Raw genomic sequence first — 20,328 nt, 5'->3', positions numbered from 1 at the left:
TACGGAAGAATAATCAGGGCTTCGGCGAGGACTTGAGGTCGAACGCGGGGAGGGCATTGTCCCCCTCCCGCACGGTGACCTTGAGCGACGATTTCTTCGGGTCGGCGAACTGGCCCCGGAGCAGGTCCGGGACCGGAACGTCCTGCCCGTCGCGCACGACGTAGTTGGCCACAACGGTCACGGTGTACTCGCCGGCCGGCGCGCCGTCGCCGGCCTCGACGGTCGTGAGCTTGAACGCGCCCGTTTCGTCGGTGAACGTGGACGGAGCGTAACTCTTCCCGTCCGAGTGCGGCGCGAGCGGGTGGAACGCGACCGTCGCCCGGACCGCGGGCTTACCGTCCACGTGTACCTGACCGGACACCGGGTACCGCTTCGGCCACTCTTTCTCGTTGCCCCCGCACCCCGTGAGGAGTGCGAGCACGAACCCGACCACGATCCACCGACCGGCCATCACGAACTCCTAGATTTGTGTGCTACTCGCCGAGCGGGTTCCCGTCGTTGGCGAACAGCATCCGGCTGACGACGAACGGGGCCTTCGATTCGGTCAGGAACTGCACGCTCCCGTCGGCCAGGACGACGTTCGCCCCGCCCGAGTGGAAGGCGTAGATCCCGGTGACGTTGTTGCAGTTCACCGCACACGCCGCGACCGACCCGACCGTGACGCGCCCCTCGGTCCCGGTCCCGTCGAAGAACGAGAACGCATTGGACGGGCCGCTCCCCCAATCGGACCACGGGGGCTGGCAATACTTGCGGTCCGCGTAGGACGCGGTTACGGACGCGATCCCGGACCCGAGGACCGACGAGCCGTTCTGGGCCTTACCCTTCACATAGTGGAGCGGGCGCCCGGCCATTTCCGCGATCAGAATCGTGTTCGACGTGCCGTCGCTGATTTCAAGGATCTTCCGCTGCTTCTGGAGGGCGTACTCGATGCCCGTTACGCTCACGATGGTGTTACTACCATCCAGGAGCGGCAGACCGTACCCACCGCCGCCGAACAGAGCGCTGTAGTCCGATGAAGCCGTCCGGCGGATGTTGGCCGTGGCCAAGTCGTTGGTCGTGCCCGGGAGCGCGGGCCAGGTGGTCGCGGTGTCGAGTGCAACCACGGCAGGCGTCGGTGCAGCGAATCCGTCGCGCTCGGGTGCGGACGGGCACCGGTACACCTTCAGCTTGGTCTGGCTGAGGACGAGGTTGTTCGAGGCGGGCGAATCCTGTGGGCCGGCGTACCACGGCAGGCTCAGGTTGAACCCAGTGTAGACCTGGTTCTGTTCGAGGTACGGGAGCAGATTCAGTCCCCAACCGTTGAGTACCCCGGTCGGCCCCGGGGCCGCACCGGTCGTGCGCATTGCCGGGAAGTAACCCAGTGCGCTCTCGTGATTGTGGAACGCGAGCCCGATCTGTTTGAGGTTATTGGAGCAACTCATCCGGGCCGCTGCTTCGCGAACCTTCTGTACCGCGGGTAGTAGTAGGCCGATCAAGATTGCAATGATCGCAATCACAACCAACAGTTCAATGAGCGTAAAACCGGCACGCCGGCGCATCGAGAGACCTCTGAGAGTTACGTGTGGTGCGGCGTGCCTACGGACGCGGGGGGAGTGATCCGCTGCGGAGCGAGCCGGCTTGGGTAAGTCGGACTATAAGCACGGCTCGTGCCGAACAGAAAACGAGCAGAAACCAAGTATTCCCGATGAACGTGCCGAATCAACCGGTCAAGAAATAGCCACAACTAGCCACACTTTAGCCAACAGAAGCCGCGCAACGTGAAATGGCATTTTCGGCAAAAGGAATACGTGCGTCATTCGACAGATGCAGATCATCCAGGTTACGGGGATGAGCTTGCGTCAAAAACTAGTGTTTCTCGTGGACGAGTTTCCACACGGTTTTGTCCTTCATCCACACGCGAATATACGGGCACCCTCCGAAATGCCCCCAGGCCCTCTTTTCCAAACCGAGCTTGATTTGGCCCGAGTATTCGCCGCTCTCAATGGCCGTGTCGCCGAGGATTCGTAGGCGGGTCGTCTTAAACATCAGTTCGACGGTCACCTTCGGATCGGTCCACGCCTTGAGCATGGTCCCTCGGTCCAGAGGGTCGCCCGAGTAAACGGGCAGTGGGACGTGATCGATCTGGTAGTTCGCTCCGAGCACGGCTTCCAGCCCGGCTCTGTCCTTCTTGCGAATAGACTCGGCGAACTTCGTGCTGAGGTCTCGAATCACCGCTTCGTCGTCCGCCGCGTACCCCGTACAAGCGCTCCCGAACAGCACACAGCCAACCAGTACCAAGCACCGCATGCGCGCCCTCCATGTGAAGGGAGAGGGGATAGCTCGGCGGTCACGTTCAGACAAGCTCGGCTCCGAGTGGTTGCGGTGTGGAAATGGGCACGTTACGGGGAGTTAATCGTAGACCCAAGCGGCCCGTACCCGGTCAACGCCGCCTTGACCGGACCGCACGGTATTGGCATACCGGCGTCCTTCATGCTAATGGCTTGATGAAAGGCACCCGCATGGGCACGCGGCGAGTAGTTACGCTCCGGGTCGTCGCGATTACGGTTTGCGCCGTCGCGCTCGGTCAGACCGGCTGCGCCACCGCCCCGCCCCTCGACAATCCGCTGACCGTTCGCCGCACGGAAGTCGAGAACCCGGTGCTCGTGTCGCCCGGTCAGCCCACGGCCGAATCGTACCGCGAAGTCTTTGAAAAGGTCATTGAGGTGCTCGACGACTACTTCGAGCTCCAGACGCCCAACGCTTACGAGGGGCGCATCACCACGAAGCCGCGCGTCGCGCCCGGGTACGAGCAGTTCTGGAAGGCCGGGAACCCGGACCCGCGGCAGCGCTTGCTCGCGACGTTCCAGAGCGTCCGGCAGATCGCGACCGTGGAGATTCGCGCCGGCGAACGCGGCGGGTATCTTGTATACGTCGTCGTCGATAAGGAGCTCGAGGACGTCCCGCGCCCGGCCCACGCGACGGTGGGCAACGCGGTGTTCCAGGAATCGCCCACAGTGGACCGGCAGTTGGAGGTCGTCACCCCCGAAACCGCGACCACGCGCACCTGGTTCAAGGTCGGTCGGGACTTCGCCTTCGAGCAAGAAATTCTGCGGCGCATACGGAACTGCAAGTGACTGATCCTTGCGGGCGGTCGAAGTTCTGCGAGCGCCCGCCCCACGACAGGGAACGATAGCGCATCATGGCGGAGCGAGCGCTACGGTTACGATTGGGGCTGTTCATGGGCGCGTCGCTGATCGCGCTCGCGGGCCTCGTCGTACTATTCGGTGGCGCCCCACGGTTGTTTTCCAGTGACACCCGGTATTCCGTTCTGTTCCCCGAAGCACCGGGGATCGGTCCCGGTATCCCCATCCGCAAATCGGGCGTGCGCATCGGCCAAGTAACGGCACTCGAACTCGACCCGGTGAGCGGTCAGGTCCGGGTGCGGATCTCCGTGGACCGCAAGTACCTCCCGCGGACCTCGGAAGAAGCCCACATCACGCGCGGGCTGCTCAGCGGCGACACGGCCATCGACTTCCTGCCCAAACTCGGACAAGACAACCAGCCCGTCCCGCGCGGCGACGAGTGGCCCCCCGACAGCGACATTCCCGGCGTTCCGCCTATCACGCCGCGGAGCTTCGTCGGACCGGCCTCGAACGCACTGGCTACCGCGCAACAATCCCTGGATAAGATCACGAGGGCCTTCGAGAAAGTGGAGAAGCTCGGCGAGCTGACCCCGAAGCTCGAACTCGCGGTGGACGAAGCCACAGGGCTGTTCAAGGACGTGCGCGCGTTCCTCCCCGAAATCCGAAAGACCAACTCGAAGCTTCAGAATTTGCTGGGTTTGGATCCCCCCGCGCCCCCGCGCGACGGCGCGCCTGCCGCGGGCGCGCCCATCGGGTTCGTGGTCGCGGCCCAACCCGCCGGGCCAGAAGAACCGAACATCAAGGCCCTCATCCGCGACGCCCAAGAAGCCCTCCGGACGATCAAACCCGCGGTGGACGATTTCCGAGCCACGATGAAGCGCCTCGAACCCGAGGTGCTCGCGGCCGTGAAGGGCGCGCGGCAAGCGTTTGATGGCGTGAACGACGTTCTTTCACCGGAGAACCGCAAGCAGTTCACGGAGGTGCTGAAGAACCTCAATAGCGTCGCTATAACCGTAATCAAATTCGCCGGGTCGCTCGGTACGATCCTCGATACAGCCGAGAAAACCATCAAAAACATCGACGGCCGCGTGACCGAGGTGGGGCAGATCGTCGCCGACGTGCGCGCGGTTACTCGACCGCTCGCGGCGCGGTCCGAGAGTTTGGTGAAGAACGTGACCGATGCCGCGGACCAGTTGAGCAAGATGATTGCGGAGATTCGTGTCGTCGTGAATGCGTTCGCGAAAGAAAATGGGACGCTTCAGAAGCTCATTACCGAACCCGGCGTGTACCAGAACCTCGATGCCGCGTCTGGGTCGCTGGCGCGCATTCTGGCCCGTTCGGAGAAAGTCACCCGCGATTTAGAAGTGTTCGCGGATAAGGTTGCACGTCGGCCGGAACTGATCGGCATCGGCGGCGCGCTGCGCCCCAGCGCGGGGTTGAAAGACTTGCCCGGTGTCCCGAGTTTCCGTCCCGACTGGCCCCCGGCCTCGTCCGCCCGCCCGTTCAGCGGACCGAGTTGGTTAGAGCCACCGTCTTCTTCGAGCGGGAAGCCCCCGGCCGTGCAGGGCTACCCGCCGTAATGTGGGTGCCTTTACTTCTTCTTCGGGGGGCTGAACTCGTCGGCGCTGATCGTGTCGGGGAACGCCCACTTCTCAACGGTCAACTTCTCAACAACCGCTCCGTTGTGCCGGCACTCGAACTGGTGCGGGAGCATCAACCCGTCTACATTCTTGTGCTCCGAGAACACCATCGTGGTGGGCCGTAGCACGTTGTCCATGCTGTTGGTGTACTCGACCCGCAGCAGCAAGTCGGTCTTCGCGTCGAACGTGAGCAGGTAGAACGGGAACTCGCCCAGGGCCAGTTTGATACGCGACAGTTCGCGGTTCCCTGCTGTGATTTGTTCGAGGTCGAAGACCACTGCCTTCGGGTCGGTGACGGGTAGGAGTAGTGGCATCCAATTCTGCCCCACCACATCGGCCGCGAGCCAGCGCTCGAGCACGTCGATGTTTGGCGTCGGAACCGGGGCGCCGTTATTGGCAATGGCCAGGTCCGGACGGCGCAACCACGCCTCGACTAACATCCGGGTGCCGAGAGAGAATCGTTCGTCGGACGAGAAGAACCGGTCCGGCCAGGCGACAGCGACCGTGCGGTTCGTGTCGTTGGCCTGGTTCGCCTGTTCGATGGAAAACATCTGCCCCTTCATCACGCAGCGGCAGAACTTCCCCTTCGCGAGCAGTTCCAGCTTCCCGCCGGTCAGGGCCTTCACCGCCCGATCGATAACCGCCTTCGCTTCCGGATCGGATTTCGCAGGCGCCACCGGGCGCTGAGTACCGGCCCCCTCACTCGACAGCCCGGCGGTGGGCAGTTCCTTCTCCGGCCCGCACCCGGCTACGAGCACCACGGCCCCCACGAACGCCGCCCAAGCCGTGTACCGTGCCATCCTGTCGCCCCCCTGAAACCATGAACGCTCGTTTTGTTTTGTACCGCACCACGCGGTCCCGCGTCTATTGGATAACCCCGCCCGGGCCGGGCGCGTTGGGACGGCACGTCGGATTGAAGGGGAGAAGCGCGGTATGCGGTCGGGCGGTTTTCGGTTGCGAATCCTCGCGTCAATCGGGAACAATAACGCTCCTGCCGCTCTCACCCCAATTACATGCCCGAGGCACAATCGTGCGAACGCTACTCATTTTGTTGCTCCTGTCCGTTCCCCTTCCCGCGCTCAAGGCCGCAGACCCGCCAAAATCGGTGAAAGTGTTCATCTTGGCCGGGCAATCGAACATGGAGGGCAAGGCGAAGGTCTCGCTGGCCGAGTATCAGGCCCAACAACCGGCCACACGCGACCTCTTCAAACACTGGCAGCGCGGCGGCAAGTGGATCGAACGCGACGATGTGTGGATCAAGTTCCTCGACCGCAAAGGCAAGCTCACCACCGGGTACGGGTCGCCCCAATGTATCGGGCCGGAACTCGAATTCGGCACGGTCGTCGGCGACCGGTTCACCGAACCCGTCCTGCTCATCAAGACCGCATGGGGCGGGCGCAGCCTGTACCGCGACTTCCGCTCTCCTTCGGCAGGGCTCCCACCCGACACAGCCCTCAACAAAATGCTTGTTGATCTCAAAAAGCAGAAGGGCAAAGAAAACGCGGCACTCGACGATGTGAAGAAGCCGTTCGGGAACTCGTACCGGGCCATGCTCAGCGAAGTGAGTGACACGCTCGCGAACCTGAAGAAGCACTTCCCGGATTACGCCGATCAGGGATATGAGATCGCCGGGTTCGTGTGGTTCCAGGGTTGGAACGATATGATTAGCGCGGACGCGACCGCCGAATACGCGGCCAACCTCGCGCACTTCATTCGTGACGTGCGCAAAGACCTGAAGTCGCCGAAGCTTCCGTTCGTGATCGGGCAAATGGGTGTGGAAGGGGCAAATCCGAGCACGAATATCAAGAAATTCAAGGACGCTCAGGCCGCTGTAATGGACGTGCCCGAGTTCCGCGGGAACGTCGCACTGGTGAAGACGGATGCGTTCTGGGACACCGACGCGGAGGCCGTGTTCAAGAAGGGCTGGCGCGAGAACCTCGACGAATGGAACAAAGTGGGCAGCGATTATCCGTACCACTATCTCGGCAGCGCGAAGACCATGTGCAAAATCGGCCGCGCGTTCGGCACCGCGGTACTCGAACTGCGCGGCGAGAAGAAATAAGCGCTGTGAATGGCGTTCGCGCAAGGAGCGCGAACGCCGCTCACCACACCGGACCGCACGCGATCAAGTCAGTTTCCCATTTCCTCCGCTGCGGAACAGCCAGTACAGGATCGTTTTGATCTCGAACGGCTTCAGATCCGGCTTCAGCGAGAGGATGCGCGCCGCGATGCCGGCCAAGTGCGGCGTCGCCCAACTCGTGGCCGGTTCGCGGGCGAACGGCCCCAAATATCCGCGGCTGTGAGCCTGGAACTCGACCTGCTCGCTCAGCTTGTAGGCGAACCGCAGCGGGTCGTCGAACAGCCCCTTGTCCACCGAGATGAGCGGCGGGGCGAACGCGGCCGGGTAACTCCGGGTCAGCGGGTGTTCGTTGTGCGCGGCGGCGAACACCAGCACGTCGCGGAAGTACGCTTCCTCGATCGCGCGCTGCAACTGCTGGCGGCGTGGGAGCTGTTGCAGCTTGTGTTCGGGCACCCCGAGCGAAAGATTGATTACCTTCACCTTCCACACGTCGATCGCGTGGTGCAGCGCGGCGATCACCGTTTCCACTTCACACGACCCGGTCGGGCCGAACACGTCAGCCGAGTACAACTTCACCCGCGGCGCGAGCGTCAGAACGATGTCCGCGACGGTGGTGCCATGTGGCGAGGACTGGTGGCCTGTGTACTCGAGCGGCGGCCCGCTCGGGCGGAACACTGCGCCCTCGATGCGCTGGATCGACGTGCCCGCGTCGCGGAACTTCGTTTCGAGTACGGCGCGTTCCACGCCGGAGTCGATCACGGCAACGGCGATCCCTTCCCCGGTCGCCCGGGCATCCTGGAAGATGCTGTTCGGGGTCAACCGGGCGAAGATCTCGTCGAACACTGTGGGAGCCGTTTCGATCATCAGAGTTCCAGCAGAAAACGAACCGGAAGCGCGCCGGACGGGGTGAACAGCCTCGGTAGGACGCAACTCGCACACGAACCGCTCTTCGGTCTCGTTGATCGTACCCGTTCCGTCAAATGTGCCCTTCTCAATCATGCGCTGCCAGTGATTTCATCGAGGAGTGCGCGGAGGTCGTTAACCGCCTTAACGCAGTGCTCCACCGCGCTCGGCCCGTGTTTCACGGCGATGGCGCGCACAGCTTCGACCAGGCGCAGCGTGGTGTCCGGCGGGGCGGTCGCGTTCGAGTCCGCGCCCAGCCCCTCCTTCAGCTTGGCCATGACCGAAGAGAGCGGCGCGCTCGTGTCTGGAGCGGGAGCCGGCGCGGTGCTGAAGTCCGAAGTCGCTCGGAGCGCCGCGTCGACTGCGTCGAACAGTAGCTTGTGTGTCTGCCGCTCCGCGATTGCCTGGCGCAGCAGGTCCGTTCCGAGTTCGGCCGCCGACATGACGAGGCGCCGGTCGTCGTCACTGAACCCGGGCGCCGCCTTATCGAACAGTTCCACGACCACGACCGTATCCGTCGCAACGCGAAGCGGAGCGGCCAGGATACACGAACGGTTCGCTTCAAACGGGAACAGTTCCAGTGACCCGAGCGCGTCCGCGTCGGAAGCATCCAGCGCGACCGGCTTCTGGAAACTGATGACACTCGCGGCGAGCGATTTTCCGAACGACACCGGCGGCGCGGGGAGCGGGACACCATCGGCCCCGTAAGCCACCGTCGACTCGGTACCATCGGCCGCCGTGTGGCGCACGATGAGCGCCCCGTCCACGGCGCGCGTCCCACGGATCACGAACCGGAGGAGCGACTTCACCGCGGCCGGCAGCGGGACGGGGTCGTTGAACGCGGCCGACGTTTGGACGATCGGCAGCACCTTCTCGACGGCCTCGCGGAACGTCGCGAGCCGATGGTTCAGTTCGCGCTGCTGTTTGACGGGGCGGATGCGGTCGAGTTGCCGGCGAATGGCCGCGACGAACGTCTCGCGGTTCAGATCCTGGTTCTTATCGATGTAGTCCCGCACGCCCATGCGGAGCGCGTCGAGCGGCGTCGCCTGGTGCGCGAACCCTGTCACGAGGATGGCGACCACGTCCGGCTGGAACTCGACGAGGTCTTCAAGCAGGCGCAACCCGTCGCTCCCGGACCCGAGGTTCCAGTCGAGGACCGCGAGGTCAACGGCGTGCTCGTTCGCGATCCGGAGGGCCGACTCGGAATCGGCGACCGCGAACACGCGGGCGTCCGGCATCGAGGTCGTGAGCCACTCCTGGAACGTCCGGCGGACGGATTCCTCGTCGTCCACGATGAGTACAGTGTCGGTCATATAGGGTCATCATAGGCATTGACACGCGGGGAACGCGAGCGCGGGAGCGAGTTGCGCTCACGAGTGCCACCGAATGTGCCAAAAAAGTGTGCGGGTAGGTGTTCGCGCCGTCTGTGACGGAACGAACACCTACCCGCAGTTTAATCACGTTTCCCAAGACCCCAAGTTATCGGGGTTTGTAACCATCTTTCGTGAAGGTGATTCCGGCGGCCGTGTCCGGGTAATCATCGAGCATGCGGGCGTAAACGTTAAGCCCTTCCGTCACATTGGCTTCTCCCGGCCCGACCCCGTTGAATGTCACTTTCGTGAGCGAGACGAGTTTCACTTCCGTGCGTTTCGCCTGGTCGCCGCGTTTGCGCGCGGGCAACTCTACGGTGAAAGATTTACCATCCCTCGACACTCCAACAACCTTACCGGTAACGATCGCCCACCTCTCGGGGGTGCTACCGGTGAACGTCACCTTTGCAGCCGTGTCCTTCGATCCGTCCGCGAGCCACACTTGCGCTTGCATGCCCGGTGCGGTTTTCGCGCCGTCGATTGGTACGTCGCAGAATACTTCGGCGGTCTTGTCGGTCAGGTTGACCACGACCCGTGTCGGAGTTTCTCCCGGTGGTTTGGGAGGAACTTCAACCACAATGGCTTTGCCATCAGCCACGCGCATCACGGTGCCGGCAACATCAGGCTGCTTTCCCTCGCGTCCCCCCGCGTCCAGTGAGCCACTGAAAAACACTTTACCCGCGGTTCGGCCGTCGTCTGCGTACCACACCGTGCTGTAATGACTCGGAGTGAGCTTGGCCTTTCCCCTCGCGACGTTTGAGAACGAGAGTACCGTTTTGTCATCAAATGGGATGTCAATCTTCGTCACGCTAAATTGACGGAAGAACTGCCGGCGGAAGGGAACAGGCTCCTGAATACTCGTTTGTGCCAACGAGAAATATCTGCCATCGTCCGCGATCGCATCGACAGTGCCGTTAGCGGATTGATTACGTTGTACTTGTGTCGATCCGTTGAACTCGATGGTAGCGGCGGTGTCCTTTGTGGCGCCAGCAAACACCACATACGCATCGTGGCCTCTCGTGAATTTCGCCCCGTTCATACCAACGCCCTGGTAAGTCACGACCGTTTTTTCACTCAATTTGACCACCATCGTTGTTTCCGAGACATCTGGGGGGCGGTTTCCGCTGTGCCATGAGTACGCACCCGCCACGCCTATGATGGTGACGGACTTCCCGTCCTTCGCGATATCAGTGACTCGCCCCCAAAAGGGCGGGGCGGGGCGCTCGGCCTCAACGGGCGGGGCGACTTTGGGTTCCACGGTCGGTGGGGCCTTCGGCTCTTCGACCAGCACCAGCGGCTCACCCGATCCGTGCGCGTCACCACCGCCCAACGCCGCCCAAGCAACCCCGCTCCCCAGCACGACAAGCGACACCAGTGCGAGAGCCGCGGTCTTAACGTGCGTAAAGGTCATCGCTCGTAACACTCCGTCTGTGAGTGCCGCGATGTGTGCGGGAACCAGTTCGCTTACCGCTTCCCCTGCCGCAAACGGGATAGCGACGTTGACCGCGGTTGGCACCAAAGCGGGTGGAACGGTCGCCGTGGCCGCATTTCGAGAAAGTGTGACAGCCAGCGCACTGGCCGTGAGCGCGATTCCGCGGCGCGCGAGCCGTTCCCGCAAGCGCTCGCGCCCGCGAGAGAGACGTGACAACACAGTTCCCTTCGGGCAGCCGAGTTGTGCTGCGGCCTCTTCGTTGGTGCGTCCTTCGAGATAGCAGAGAACGAACGGCGCGCGGTACTTCTCCGGTAATCGCGCGATCTCGTCATCCAGAACCGGCCGCAGATCGCGCCACTCGGCATCCGTAGGTACTTCTGGAGCCGGAAACTCGTCCGCCGGTTCGGTTCCGAGTTGCCGCTCCACGGCGCGAGCACGCAGGCGAACCGCAATCCGGTACGCGACCTTATAGAGCCAGCACGCGACCGCCTCGCCGCGGCCGATCGACTTGGCCTTTCGCGCGAACACAAGAAACGTCGCCTGGAACGCATCTTCCGCGGCGTGCGAATCACGGAGCACACGCTGGGCGAGCGCGAGGACCATCGCCCCGTGCCGCCAAACGAGCACCTCGAACGACGCCTCTTCGCGGCGCGAAACGAAATTCTCCAGGAGTTGTGCGTCGGTGAGTGCGTTGCCCGTTTGCCGCGAAATGAGCCGCCGAAGCGGATCGAGGATCGCGGTCGATGGTTCGTGTGCCATAACGAAACCTTGCGGAAGTACGTTTGCCCCGAAGAGTAGAGGCCCGGAACCGCGCGGGGCTTCCACGATTTTTTGTGAGTTGGGACACGTGACTCTGTCCCAGCGCTTGTGTGCTGAGCGAATACCGATTAGAGTATTCCCACCTCCGTCTAACCCGCTCGTGTGTACCGTGCCGACAGTCAACCGTCTCGCCTACATCGACATTTGCAAATTCGATGCGGACTATTACCGGGCCGGCGTACTCGTCACCGATCGCTACTCCGATCCCGAGGAATTTCGCTGCACCAGCGCCGTTCGCCCGACCAAATTGCAGCAAATTCTTTGGGGGAGCCGCTTGAGCGAACACCTCTTTTGCCACGTCTTCGGCAAGCCCCTCGTCGAAAGCCTGAGCCCGGCGGCGGATTTGGTTATCACCCGCCACCCGTTTCTTCTCGGCCTGCGGTCAGTTGCCCGCGTACCGGTGATTCTGCTCGCCAGCAAACCAGATTCCGTAAGCCGTCTCCTGCCCGGTCCGCCCCCACTGCACCTTTGCGCCCACCAACGCCACCCAGAGGATCTCGATCTCGCGGTGTCGACAATCTCCGCGCTAGTAACGATGATCCCTCCAATGGAACCGTTTCAACGGATACAGGCCGCGATCCAAGATGTTCACAAGGATGAAACCCAAGCGAAGGCAGTATAAACGTGCTATTCCTCGCCCGTCTTTTTGCTCGCTTTTCTGCAATCACTGTCACCTCATCGCGTGAGCCCTTCACATTTGCGACCGCACTACCGGGCCGGAACCTCGTTCAATCGGCACACGTCACGACGAATTTGCTTCCACACGTCCGCGCGGTGCGACACGAAGCGCCCCGGTTCCCGCCACCGTTTCTTGTCACGTTCCGGCCCACCGCGACGGTACAAGTGGTTCCACTCAGTCGGTTCGGGGATCGGTTCAAGGTCTTACACGAAGCGGCAGCGCGACTCCGTCCACCCGCGCTCAAAATCGATCACCAGGAGCTTCGAGAGGGCGGAACCGCGGAATCATTTCCCCTCTCAACAGATGAACTATTCTTCCGCGAACTCGATCGGCACCCACAGCTTTCCGTTGAAGAAACTAATCGATTACTCGACGAATTAGCTTCGTTGGGTCCACTTCGTGAAACAAACGTTGGCGGTCGCCGCGTGCGCCACGAGCGAATGATCCTCCCCGATCGCCGAAGCGATTACATCCGCCTCCGTTCGCGCTTGTTGCTGGGCCACCTTCGATTGTGCTTGCACATCGTCCGAAGTGGTAGATGGCCTCAGCGCTGCAACTCAATGACGGAACAGGATCTTTTTCAAGAGGCGCTTCTGGGGCTCGCGCGAGCCATCGAGCTGTTCAAACCGGAGCGCCACACGGCCCTGTCGACTTACGCCTTTCAGTGGATCCGCCAAGCGCTCGGGCGGTCTCGCGTGAACACAGATCGTTTCATTCGCCTGCCCGCGCACTGCCAGCGCGAACGCGGACTGAGTGCCGGTGAGTATCACCGACTTACATCCATACTTTCCTTTTCGGAACTCGACGTGCCCGCAGAATCGCTACCCGATCTCAGCGCCGTCGATCCGGTTGAATCCGCTATCAACTCAGAAATCACTTGTGCTCGGGACCACACCATCGAAGCTGCGCTCCGGCTACTCCCAGAGCGCGAGGCACACGTCCTGAAACGACGGTTTGGACTAAACGGAACACCAGAAGAAACCCTTAATGAGATCGGAAAACAATTGGGACTGACCCGAGAACGAGTGCGACAAATTGAGGCGCGCGCCCTTGAGCTGCTTAGTGACGGGGCACCGCGTAAAATTCTCGAACCGGTTTCCCCCGTCTGACGCCAACCAGCTCCCAACTTCAGCCGGCCTTTACAGGGGGGCACCCGTTCTGGCACAATCCCCATACCCACCCGTGCACGGAGGCCCCAGCGTGGCAATCCCCTTTTGGCTCACGAAGCTGCTGGTCCGCACGCGGCTCGCCCGGTTCACCCCGCGCGCCCGGCGCCTCACTGACGGTGGCACCGCGTACCTCAAATACTACTCGGATCGCGTGCTGGCCGCGCCGGTCGACGAACTGCTCGATCCCGCGGTGATCCCGCACGTCCCGAACCTCGATATTCTCGACTTGAACCAGCCCACGCCGGACGCGCCGCCCGCGCGCGGGGCCGTCAGCGTGGGGCGCACCGATGCGTTCTCCGCGCCCGGCCGCGTGCCCACCACGCTCCCCGTTCTGGCCCGCATCATCGCGGACCGTTACCAGACCGCCGGGCGCACCATCAACCCGTCCACAGACATCCTCGCGACGCACGGCGCCACGGCCGCGTTCACGGCCGCGCTCGATGCGTTCGTGAACCCCGGCGACCGCGTCGTGATGTTCGACCCGTGTTCGCCGCTCTTCGCGCTGGGCACGAAGTCCCGGCACGCGAACGTGCGGTGGGTGCCGACGTGGATCGAGGACGGCCGGTGCCGGTACATCGCCGCCACCTTCGAGCGCGCGATGCGCGGTGCGAAGATGCTCGTGCTCTCCGACCCCGGGAACCCCACGGGCGGGTGCCTCGCGAACGAAGACCTCGAGCACATCGCCTGGATCGCGGGCGGGTACGGGGTGCTCGTGTACTTCGACGAATCGTTCGCCGCGTTCCGGCCCGATAAAGCCCGTACCTTGGCCGCGATGCCGGGGGCGGACCGGCTCACGCTCACGGCCGGTTCGGTGTCACAAGAGTTCGGACAACCCGGGATGCGCGTCGGGTGGCTCGCGGGTCCGCGCCACCTCGTTCGCGCGTGCCAGCTCACCGCCAACCTGACCGCGCCCTACGTTCCCCCGGTGTGTCAACAGGCCGCCGCTCGGTTGCTCGCCGAACCGACCGTGGCAGCGGACCTGAGTGAGCGGTTCAACGCGAAGCGGCAATACACACTCGATCGCCTGCGTGCGATGAAGCTCGAACCGGAACAGCCCGGCGGCGGGTACTTCGTGTGGGTGCCGGTGTCGAACCTGAACGTCGACGGCCGCGCGTTCGCGGAGAAGTTGCTGAAGGAAGAGCGCGTGCTGGTCGGTCCGGGAGCTGCGTTCGGGCCGAGCGGCGCGGGCCACATCCGCGTGAGCTTCGCAGCCGATGAGGGCCGACTCCGCGAGGGGCTGAACCGCTTGGCCGCGTTCGTGGACCGGTTGCGGAACCCGGCCACACCAACCCCACCTGCGAACGAAGACGCGGTCGACGAACCGACCACCGAAATCACGACCGAAAAGGACGAGCGCCGACCCGCGTTCAGCCGAGCATGACGTCGATGGTCAATGAATATCAGGTTCAAGACTTGACTACGGTCGGGATCATCAGGGTGAACACCCTGGTCCCCGACTGATCCGCCCGATAATCGGCGTCGAGGAGCAGGTCACCAACCCGCCAACGGGCGGAGCGCACTGCCCCACCGTCGGCCGTCCACACGCGCTCCGGGGCACCGAGTTTCGCGGTGAGTTCGTCGTGCCCGTCGCTAAAGGTTAGGCCGAGCGGCAGGTCGGCAAACGATTTGAATTTAGGGACGGCTTCGGAGTTCAAGAAAGCCGTGATGAGCACCCGCTGGCGCGCCGATCCTCCCCCCGCGTGAGAACCATCGGGCAGACCGAACACCAGTTCCAGCCCGTGCTTTTTGGCCACGACGTGCTGGCGCCCGTCGCTCGGCTTATCGATCTTGTGCTCCGGGTATTTCGCCAGAAACGTGACCACCTCAGGCGCGTCGATGGCTTTGCCGAACAGTTCCCGCCACTCTTCAAACTTCGCATCGGACATCTGTCGCCCCGCTGCTGATAGTTCGTTGCTGGTGAATCCCCAAAAGTACCGCTCATCGCGTGGGACACCAGCTCAGTTCACATGCTCGCTTCTGCCGAGGGTGAAGGAAGCGGTTCGTACTTCGGTGGCCACAACGCAATGGTCACCACGAGCGCAAGAAGTGGGAACACCCCCACTCCACCGAGCACCCACTCGTAAGACTTCGTGACGTCGCAAATCCACCCCTCGATCGGGTACACCACGAACAACGAGAGGTGCGCACACGCCCCGAGCGTGCCGGTGACCTTTCCCTGGTGCCGCGACGACAACTCCTGCGTCAGCGCGAAGTACGTCGGGAACAAGCCGAGTGCCCCGAACGCGACCGCGAGCAAGCCCGCTTGAAGTGCCCAGCCGCCCGGTAGAAATGGGACGCTCACGGTACAGATCGTGAGTAGCGCGCACCCGGCGAACGCGAGCAGCCGGCTCACGTGAAGAGCCAGCCCCCGTTTGCACAGCACGAGTGTGAGGAGGCCAACAGTCCATGAACCGACGTCCGCGACGAGATAGTACACCGTGGTGAACCCGCTCATCGCTTCGCGCGAGTACCCGCGCTGCTCCTGAAGGTACAGTGGTAACCACGTCCGGTACCCGTGCCACGTAAAATTCACAGCCATTACCATCGCGACAAGTGCCCAGAACCGCCGGTCGCGAAACACTTCCACGAATCGCGTTGCCCCCCGATGCGCCTGCGCGCCAACGGTATCAGAAGGTTGGAGCATCCGCTGAGGGACAGTCACGAACCACAGCGCGACCCACACCAGCCCCAAACAGCCGATCACGCGGAACGGCAAGCGCCACGAATCCGTCGCGCCGGTCACTTCGGCCTGGCGCAGAAGCGCCAGCACCATGAGCGGAGTAATGACCGCGCCGAGTGCCGTTCCGCTCTGAAACAGCGAGTTGCCGAACGATCGCTCGGCCGGTTGCAGGACCGCGCGCGTGGTGCGAATGCCACACGGCCAGTTCCCGGCTTCAAACAACCCGAGCGCGAACCGGCAGGTGAGAAGTACCCCGAAAGAGGTGGCAAAACCCGTCAATACGCCCGCGACGGACCAGCCCACCACCATCAACGGGTACACCCACCGCACGCTCACCCGGTCCACGACAAAGCCGGTGCCAACGGCCCCGATCGCAAAGGCCAGCGAGAACACACTTTCGAGCCAGCCGTATTGTTCGTTAGTCAGCGCGAACGCCCCCTTGATCTCCTTCGCCATCTGGTTCAAAGCCATGCGGTCCATATAGTTGATGACGGTTGCAAGCATCAACAGAACGCACACCCACCAGCGCCACGGTGAAGTGATTGGAGCGGTGGGTAGGGTGCTCATGTGCGGCCGGGTTGGGGGAGAGTAATAAGCCCCGCACACCTTACCCGACCGCGACGCACCAAGCCAGCGAGGACACACCCAGATGGTGACGGGATCGACACGCGGCGCGCCGGTTCACGGCATGGCCAAATTCAGCATCGTGACGGCGGTCATCGCCTGCACCTTGGCGTTCTATGGGTCGATGCACGCCGAAAAGCACATCGCGGGCGCCCCGCTCCGCGAGGCCCGCGGAGCGGCCGGGTTGCCCGCGCAACCGGGATCGTGGGTCGAGCGCCAGTGGGTGAGTGGCGAGACGAGCGTATTCGGCGAGCGGATCGACCGGAAGGTGCTGGCCGCCACCGAGCGGTCGAAGATCGTGAACTACACGGTGCAGATCCTCGCTTACGTGCTGCCGTTCGTGCTCGGCATCGGCGCAGCGGTCGCGGGCGGGGCCGCGATGCGGGCCATCGAGCGAACCGGCGGGAAGTTCGGCGGTAACACGCTGGCCGTGTTCTCGATGCTCATCGGCGGCCTCGCATCTGTCGTTGCCGGCTGCATGATGGTCAGCCTGTACTTGTGGCCGCGGTTGCCGTCGTTCTACACGACGTGAAGTAACAGTTAACGCGACGAGGGCCGGGGCCGCGAAGTATCAGCTTCGCGGCCCCGGCCCTCGTCGCGTTACGTTTTAGGAAGCCAACCGGCCTACGTCGCGGCCGGAGCTTGTGCCGCGGTCGCGGCGTCGATCTTTGCCTGGAGTTCCGGCGTCATCTTGCCCTTACCCTTACACTTCGGATACTTCGAGCACCCGAGATAGTATCCCGGACCGAAACGCGACTTCATCAGCTTCATCGCCGCGCCGCACTCCGGGCACGTGTCGCTGATCTCTACCGCCGGCATCTCTTCTTTCTTCTTCTCGGACTTCTCGGGCATCGGCGGAAGGATGTCCTTCAGTTTCTCCTTCAGTTCCGCGTTGATCGACTTCGCGTTGCGGCACTTCGGGTACCCGCTGCACGAGAGGAACGGCCCGCGCCACGCCACTTTGATGACCATCGGGCTGCCGCACTTCTCGCACGCGATCCCCGTGTCCGCGGGCTTCACCGGCGCGCCGTCCGCGTCCGCGTCGGAGATGAACTTGCACTTCGTGTCCGGGCACTGGACGTACTTCTTGCCCGCCTTACTCTCCTTGAGGAGCAGGTTGTGCTTCTCGCACTTCGGGCACTTGTGCTTCGTCGGGAGCGCGGTGACGGTGCGGACGCCCTCCGCGTTCTCGTTCATCGTCGTGGGGCAGTCCGGTGCCCCCTCGCACGTGTAGAACACGCCGAACCGCCCGACCTTGCGGATCATGAACTTGCCGCACGCCGGGCACACGATGTCCGTCGTCGTCGGCCCCTCGCGTTCGGCCTCGCCCGGCCGCGGCTGGATGTACTTGCAGGCCGGATCGTCGGTGTAGCCCGTACACCCGATGAAGAACCCGCCGGTCGTGGCGCTGTAGCGCTTTTGCAGCGGTTTGCCGCACTTCGGGCACATTTCGCCGGTCAGCTCGCGGGCCACCGGCATCTCGCTATCGGCCTTCTTCAGTGTCGGCGAGAACTTCCCCCAGAACTCGTCGAGGACTTCCCGGTACTTGAACTTCCCGGTCTCGATCTCGTCGAGTTCGTCCTCGAAGTGGCTGGTGAACTTCAGGTCCATGATGTCCGGGAAGTGCTTCACCAGCAGGTCCGTCACCACTTTCCCGATCTCGGTGGCGAAGAACCGCCCGCGGTCCTGCGTCACGTACCCGCGTTTCTGGATCGTGCTGATGATGCTCGCGTAGGTACTCGGCCGGCCGATGCCCTCCTTTTCGAGAGCCTTCACGAGCGAACCTTCGTTGAAGCGCGGCGGCGGCTGCGTGAAGTGCTGGCTCTCGAACAGGTCGAGCCGGTTCAGCACGTCCTTTTCTTTCACCGGCGGGAGTTCCGCGTCTTCTTGTTTGCCGACCGGCGGGAGCACCCGGCGGTACCCGTCGAACGCGATCACGCGCCCGCTGGCCCGGAACAGCCCGCGTCCCGCGGTGATGTCGTAAGTCGTCACCTTGAGCTTCGCCGGCACGCACTGGCTCGCGACGAACCGCTTCCAGATCAGTTCGTAGAGCCGGAGTTGGTCACCGCCCAACCCCGCGGCTTGTGCTCGAGCCGGGGTGATGGTCACGTCCGTCGGGCGGATCGCCTCGTGGCCCTCCTGTGCGCCCTTGTTAGAGGCGTAAGTGTTTGGCGCAGAAGGCAGATAGTTCGTGCCGAGCCGCGAGTCGGCCTTGATGAAATCGCGCACCGCGGCGAGCGCGTCGTTCGAGACCCGCGTGCTGTCGGTACGCATATAGGTGATGAGCGCCGTCTGGCCCATCCCCGTCAACTCGATGCCCTCGTACAGCTTCTGCGCCGTCTGCATCGTGCGACTGGCACTGAACTTCATACGGGCGTTGGCCTGCTGCTGGAGCGTGCTCGTGGTGAACGGTGCGAGCGGCCGGTCGACCCGGTCCTTCTGCTCCACCTTCGTCACGACGAACGGCGCCCCGGCGAGCGCGGCTACGACCGCGTCCGCTTCGGTTTCGTTCGTGAGTTTCGGCTCCGCGTTGTCCCACTTCACCAGGTTCGCGAGGAACGAATCCTTCGGCGGCGCGGGGATACCGGCGCCGTCCGTCGCGGCGGGCGCTGCGGTCTCACCGGGTTCGGGCGGTACGTCACTGGTTTCGGTGTCTACGACCGGTTCGTCGTCGCCCTGCGTGTCCTCTTCGGTCGGTTTGTGCCACGCGACCGGCTTCGCGACTTCGGTCTTTTTCTTCGCGAAAATCTTGGATTTCGCCGGGTCAGAGGTCCACGGGACGTTCACTCCCGGCGCCGAAAGTAGCGCGGTGATCTTCCAGTATTCTTCGGTCTTGAACGCCTCGATTTCGCGCTCGCGGTCCACGATCAGTTTGACCGCGACCGACTGCACGCGGCCCGCGCTTAGCTTGTTAGCGACCTTCTTGCCGAGCAAGTTGGATAGCGGGAAGCCCACGACGCGGTCCATCGCGCGGCGCGCTTCTTGGGCTGCGACGCGGAGGTCGTTAATTTTTTCCGCATTCGAGAGCGCGGCGTTCACCGCGTTCTTCGTGATTTCGTTGAACCGGATGCGGAACGTGCGCTCGTCGGGCAGCTTCAGTTCGTCGGCAATGTGCCACGCGATCGACTCGCCCTCGCGGTCGGGGTCGCTCGCCAGATAGACGTGATTGGCCTTCGCCGCTTCGCGCCCGATCTCAGCGAGGATCTCCTTTGCGGTTCGGAACTTGCGCCCGCCGCGTCCGGAGTCCTTGCTACCGTCGTCCACGGTGTAGCGGAGTTTCCACCCGTTGGTGATGTCGATACCCGCGATGTCCTCGCCCTTCTTCTTTTTCGTGTCGAGGTCGCGGACGTGGCCGTAGCTCGCCAGCACCCGGAAGTTCGGCCCGAGGTACTTGTTGATCGTCTTGGCCTTCGCGGGCGATTCGACGACAACGAGGTCGTAGTTCCCACGCGGACCACTCGACGCGCCTTTCGCGGGCGCATCGGGAGCGTCGACGGCCGAGGGCTGGGCAGCAGCCTTCTTGGAGCGTGGCTTCTTGGGCGCCGCGGGCTTATCGGTTGCCGCGTTTTTCTTGGGAGTCGGCACTCTCGGTTACTCCGTCAACTGTTGTCGTGGGCGACGATCACCCCTTATTAGAGGGGCGAACTGCGGGTCCGTTTCCAATTGTTCCGTAAAGCACAATCACTACAATCGATGAACCGGTCGAATGTCGGATGGGGCCGAAAGCGCCCATCACCCTTAGTACAGTGCTACGAAGGCTGTCAACCCCCCGGCCTTCGATCGGCGCCCGGCGGGCGCCGCAAAGTGAGG

The 20,328-nt window shown here is 63.2% G+C and carries 17 protein-coding genes; 7 read left to right on the top strand and 10 right to left on the bottom strand.

Annotation, left to right across the window (positions count from 1 at the left end; all coding sequences use genetic code 11):
- Positions 1–13: 13 nt before the first annotated feature.
- The 3 genes from VT84_RS14505 to VT84_RS14495 all read right to left on the bottom strand — a co-directional run bounded on the left by VT84_RS14505 (position 14) and on the right by VT84_RS14495 (position 2,286).
- The gene (locus VT84_RS14505) at positions 14–451 is read right to left on the bottom strand and encodes a carboxypeptidase regulatory-like domain-containing protein (RefSeq protein ID WP_052557857.1); all 438 of its coding nucleotides are present in this window, start codon (positions 449–451) and stop codon (positions 14–16) included.
- A 22-nt stretch (positions 452–473) separates the two neighbouring features.
- Complete coding sequence (locus tag VT84_RS14500) at positions 474–1,538, bottom strand: DUF1559 domain-containing protein (RefSeq protein ID WP_052557859.1); 1,065 nt, start codon at positions 1,536–1,538, stop codon at positions 474–476.
- Positions 1,539–1,845: 307 nt separating this feature from the next.
- Positions 1,846–2,286 (bottom strand): YybH family protein, encoded by a 441-nt coding sequence (locus VT84_RS14495; protein WP_082840053.1) that lies wholly within the window; start codon positions 2,284–2,286, stop codon positions 1,846–1,848.
- Positions 2,287–2,498: 212 nt separating this feature from the next.
- Here VT84_RS14495 and VT84_RS14490 point away from each other — a divergent pair, with 212 nt between their 5' ends.
- Both VT84_RS14490 and VT84_RS14485 read left to right on the top strand, forming a co-directional pair.
- Positions 2,499–3,113, top strand: a complete 615-nt coding sequence (locus VT84_RS14490) for a hypothetical protein (RefSeq protein ID WP_157469503.1) — start codon at positions 2,499–2,501, stop codon at positions 3,111–3,113.
- Positions 3,114–3,178: 65 nt separating this feature from the next.
- Positions 3,179–4,702, top strand: a complete 1,524-nt coding sequence (locus tag VT84_RS14485; RefSeq protein ID WP_082840051.1) for an MlaD family protein — start codon at positions 3,179–3,181, stop codon at positions 4,700–4,702.
- A gap of 11 nt (positions 4,703–4,713) precedes the next feature.
- Here VT84_RS14485 and VT84_RS14480 read toward each other — a convergent pair whose 3' ends face one another.
- On the bottom strand, positions 4,714–5,562 hold the full coding sequence (locus VT84_RS14480; protein ID WP_052557870.1) for a hypothetical protein: 849 nt from the start codon (positions 5,560–5,562) through the stop codon (positions 4,714–4,716).
- 230 nt (positions 5,563–5,792) lie between these two features.
- On the opposite strand from VT84_RS14480, the gene VT84_RS14475 reads away from it, so the two are divergent.
- On the top strand, positions 5,793–6,824 hold the full coding sequence (locus VT84_RS14475) for a sialate O-acetylesterase (protein ID WP_239465838.1): 1,032 nt from the start codon (positions 5,793–5,795) through the stop codon (positions 6,822–6,824).
- Between the two features lie 63 nt (positions 6,825–6,887).
- On the opposite strand, the gene VT84_RS14470 is transcribed toward VT84_RS14475, so the two are convergent.
- From VT84_RS14470 to VT84_RS14460, 3 genes are all read right to left on the bottom strand, one after another.
- Positions 6,888–7,706 carry a S8 family serine peptidase gene (locus tag VT84_RS14470; RefSeq protein WP_052558910.1) on the bottom strand — a complete coding sequence of 273 codons (819 nt, stop codon included), beginning with the start codon at positions 7,704–7,706 and terminating at the stop codon, positions 6,888–6,890.
- A 131-nt stretch (positions 7,707–7,837) separates the two neighbouring features.
- Positions 7,838–9,058, bottom strand: a complete 1,221-nt coding sequence (locus VT84_RS14465) for a response regulator (RefSeq protein WP_052557873.1) — start codon at positions 9,056–9,058, stop codon at positions 7,838–7,840.
- A 166-nt stretch (positions 9,059–9,224) separates the two neighbouring features.
- Positions 9,225–11,306, bottom strand: coding sequence for an RNA polymerase sigma factor (locus tag VT84_RS14460; RefSeq protein WP_082840049.1), 2,082 nt, complete (start codon positions 11,304–11,306; stop codon positions 9,225–9,227).
- 169 nt (positions 11,307–11,475) lie between these two features.
- Between VT84_RS14460 and VT84_RS14455 the strand changes: the two genes are divergently transcribed.
- The 3 genes from VT84_RS14455 to VT84_RS14445 all read left to right on the top strand — a co-directional run bounded on the left by VT84_RS14455 (position 11,476) and on the right by VT84_RS14445 (position 14,595).
- Positions 11,476–11,988 (top strand): hypothetical protein, encoded by a 513-nt coding sequence (locus VT84_RS14455; protein ID WP_157469502.1) that lies wholly within the window; start codon positions 11,476–11,478, stop codon positions 11,986–11,988.
- Between the two features lie 497 nt (positions 11,989–12,485).
- Positions 12,486–13,154 (top strand): sigma-70 family RNA polymerase sigma factor, encoded by a 669-nt coding sequence (locus VT84_RS14450; RefSeq protein WP_239465918.1) that lies wholly within the window; start codon positions 12,486–12,488, stop codon positions 13,152–13,154.
- 91 nt (positions 13,155–13,245) lie between these two features.
- A complete protein-coding gene (locus tag VT84_RS14445; protein ID WP_052557884.1) occupies positions 13,246–14,595 on the top strand; it encodes a pyridoxal phosphate-dependent aminotransferase in 1,350 nt (449 codons plus the stop codon).
- 25 nt (positions 14,596–14,620) lie between these two features.
- On the opposite strand, the gene VT84_RS14440 is transcribed toward VT84_RS14445, so the two are convergent.
- Positions 14,621–15,100: a hypothetical protein gene (locus VT84_RS14440; RefSeq protein WP_082840046.1), complete on the bottom strand. Its 480-nt coding sequence runs from the start codon at positions 15,098–15,100 to the stop codon at positions 14,621–14,623.
- A 77-nt stretch (positions 15,101–15,177) separates the two neighbouring features.
- Positions 15,178–16,461: an MFS transporter gene (locus tag VT84_RS14435; RefSeq protein WP_082840045.1), complete on the bottom strand. Its 1,284-nt coding sequence runs from the start codon at positions 16,459–16,461 to the stop codon at positions 15,178–15,180.
- An 82-nt stretch (positions 16,462–16,543) separates the two neighbouring features.
- Here VT84_RS14435 and VT84_RS14430 point away from each other — a divergent pair, with 82 nt between their 5' ends.
- Positions 16,544–17,050: a hypothetical protein gene (locus VT84_RS14430; RefSeq protein ID WP_052557891.1), complete on the top strand. Its 507-nt coding sequence runs from the start codon at positions 16,544–16,546 to the stop codon at positions 17,048–17,050.
- A gap of 92 nt (positions 17,051–17,142) precedes the next feature.
- Here VT84_RS14430 and topA read toward each other — a convergent pair whose 3' ends face one another.
- Positions 17,143–20,103 carry a type I DNA topoisomerase gene (gene topA / locus VT84_RS14425; protein WP_082840044.1) on the bottom strand — a complete coding sequence of 987 codons (2,961 nt, stop codon included), beginning with the start codon at positions 20,101–20,103 and terminating at the stop codon, positions 17,143–17,145.
- Positions 20,104–20,328: the final 225 nt, after the last annotated feature.

Source organism: Gemmata sp. SH-PL17, from assembly GCF_001610855.1.
Classification (GTDB): domain Bacteria; phylum Planctomycetota; class Planctomycetia; order Gemmatales; family Gemmataceae; genus Gemmata; species Gemmata massiliana.
The sequence above is the reverse complement of the archived record's forward strand: the minus strand, read 5'-3'. Positions and strand labels throughout refer to the sequence as shown.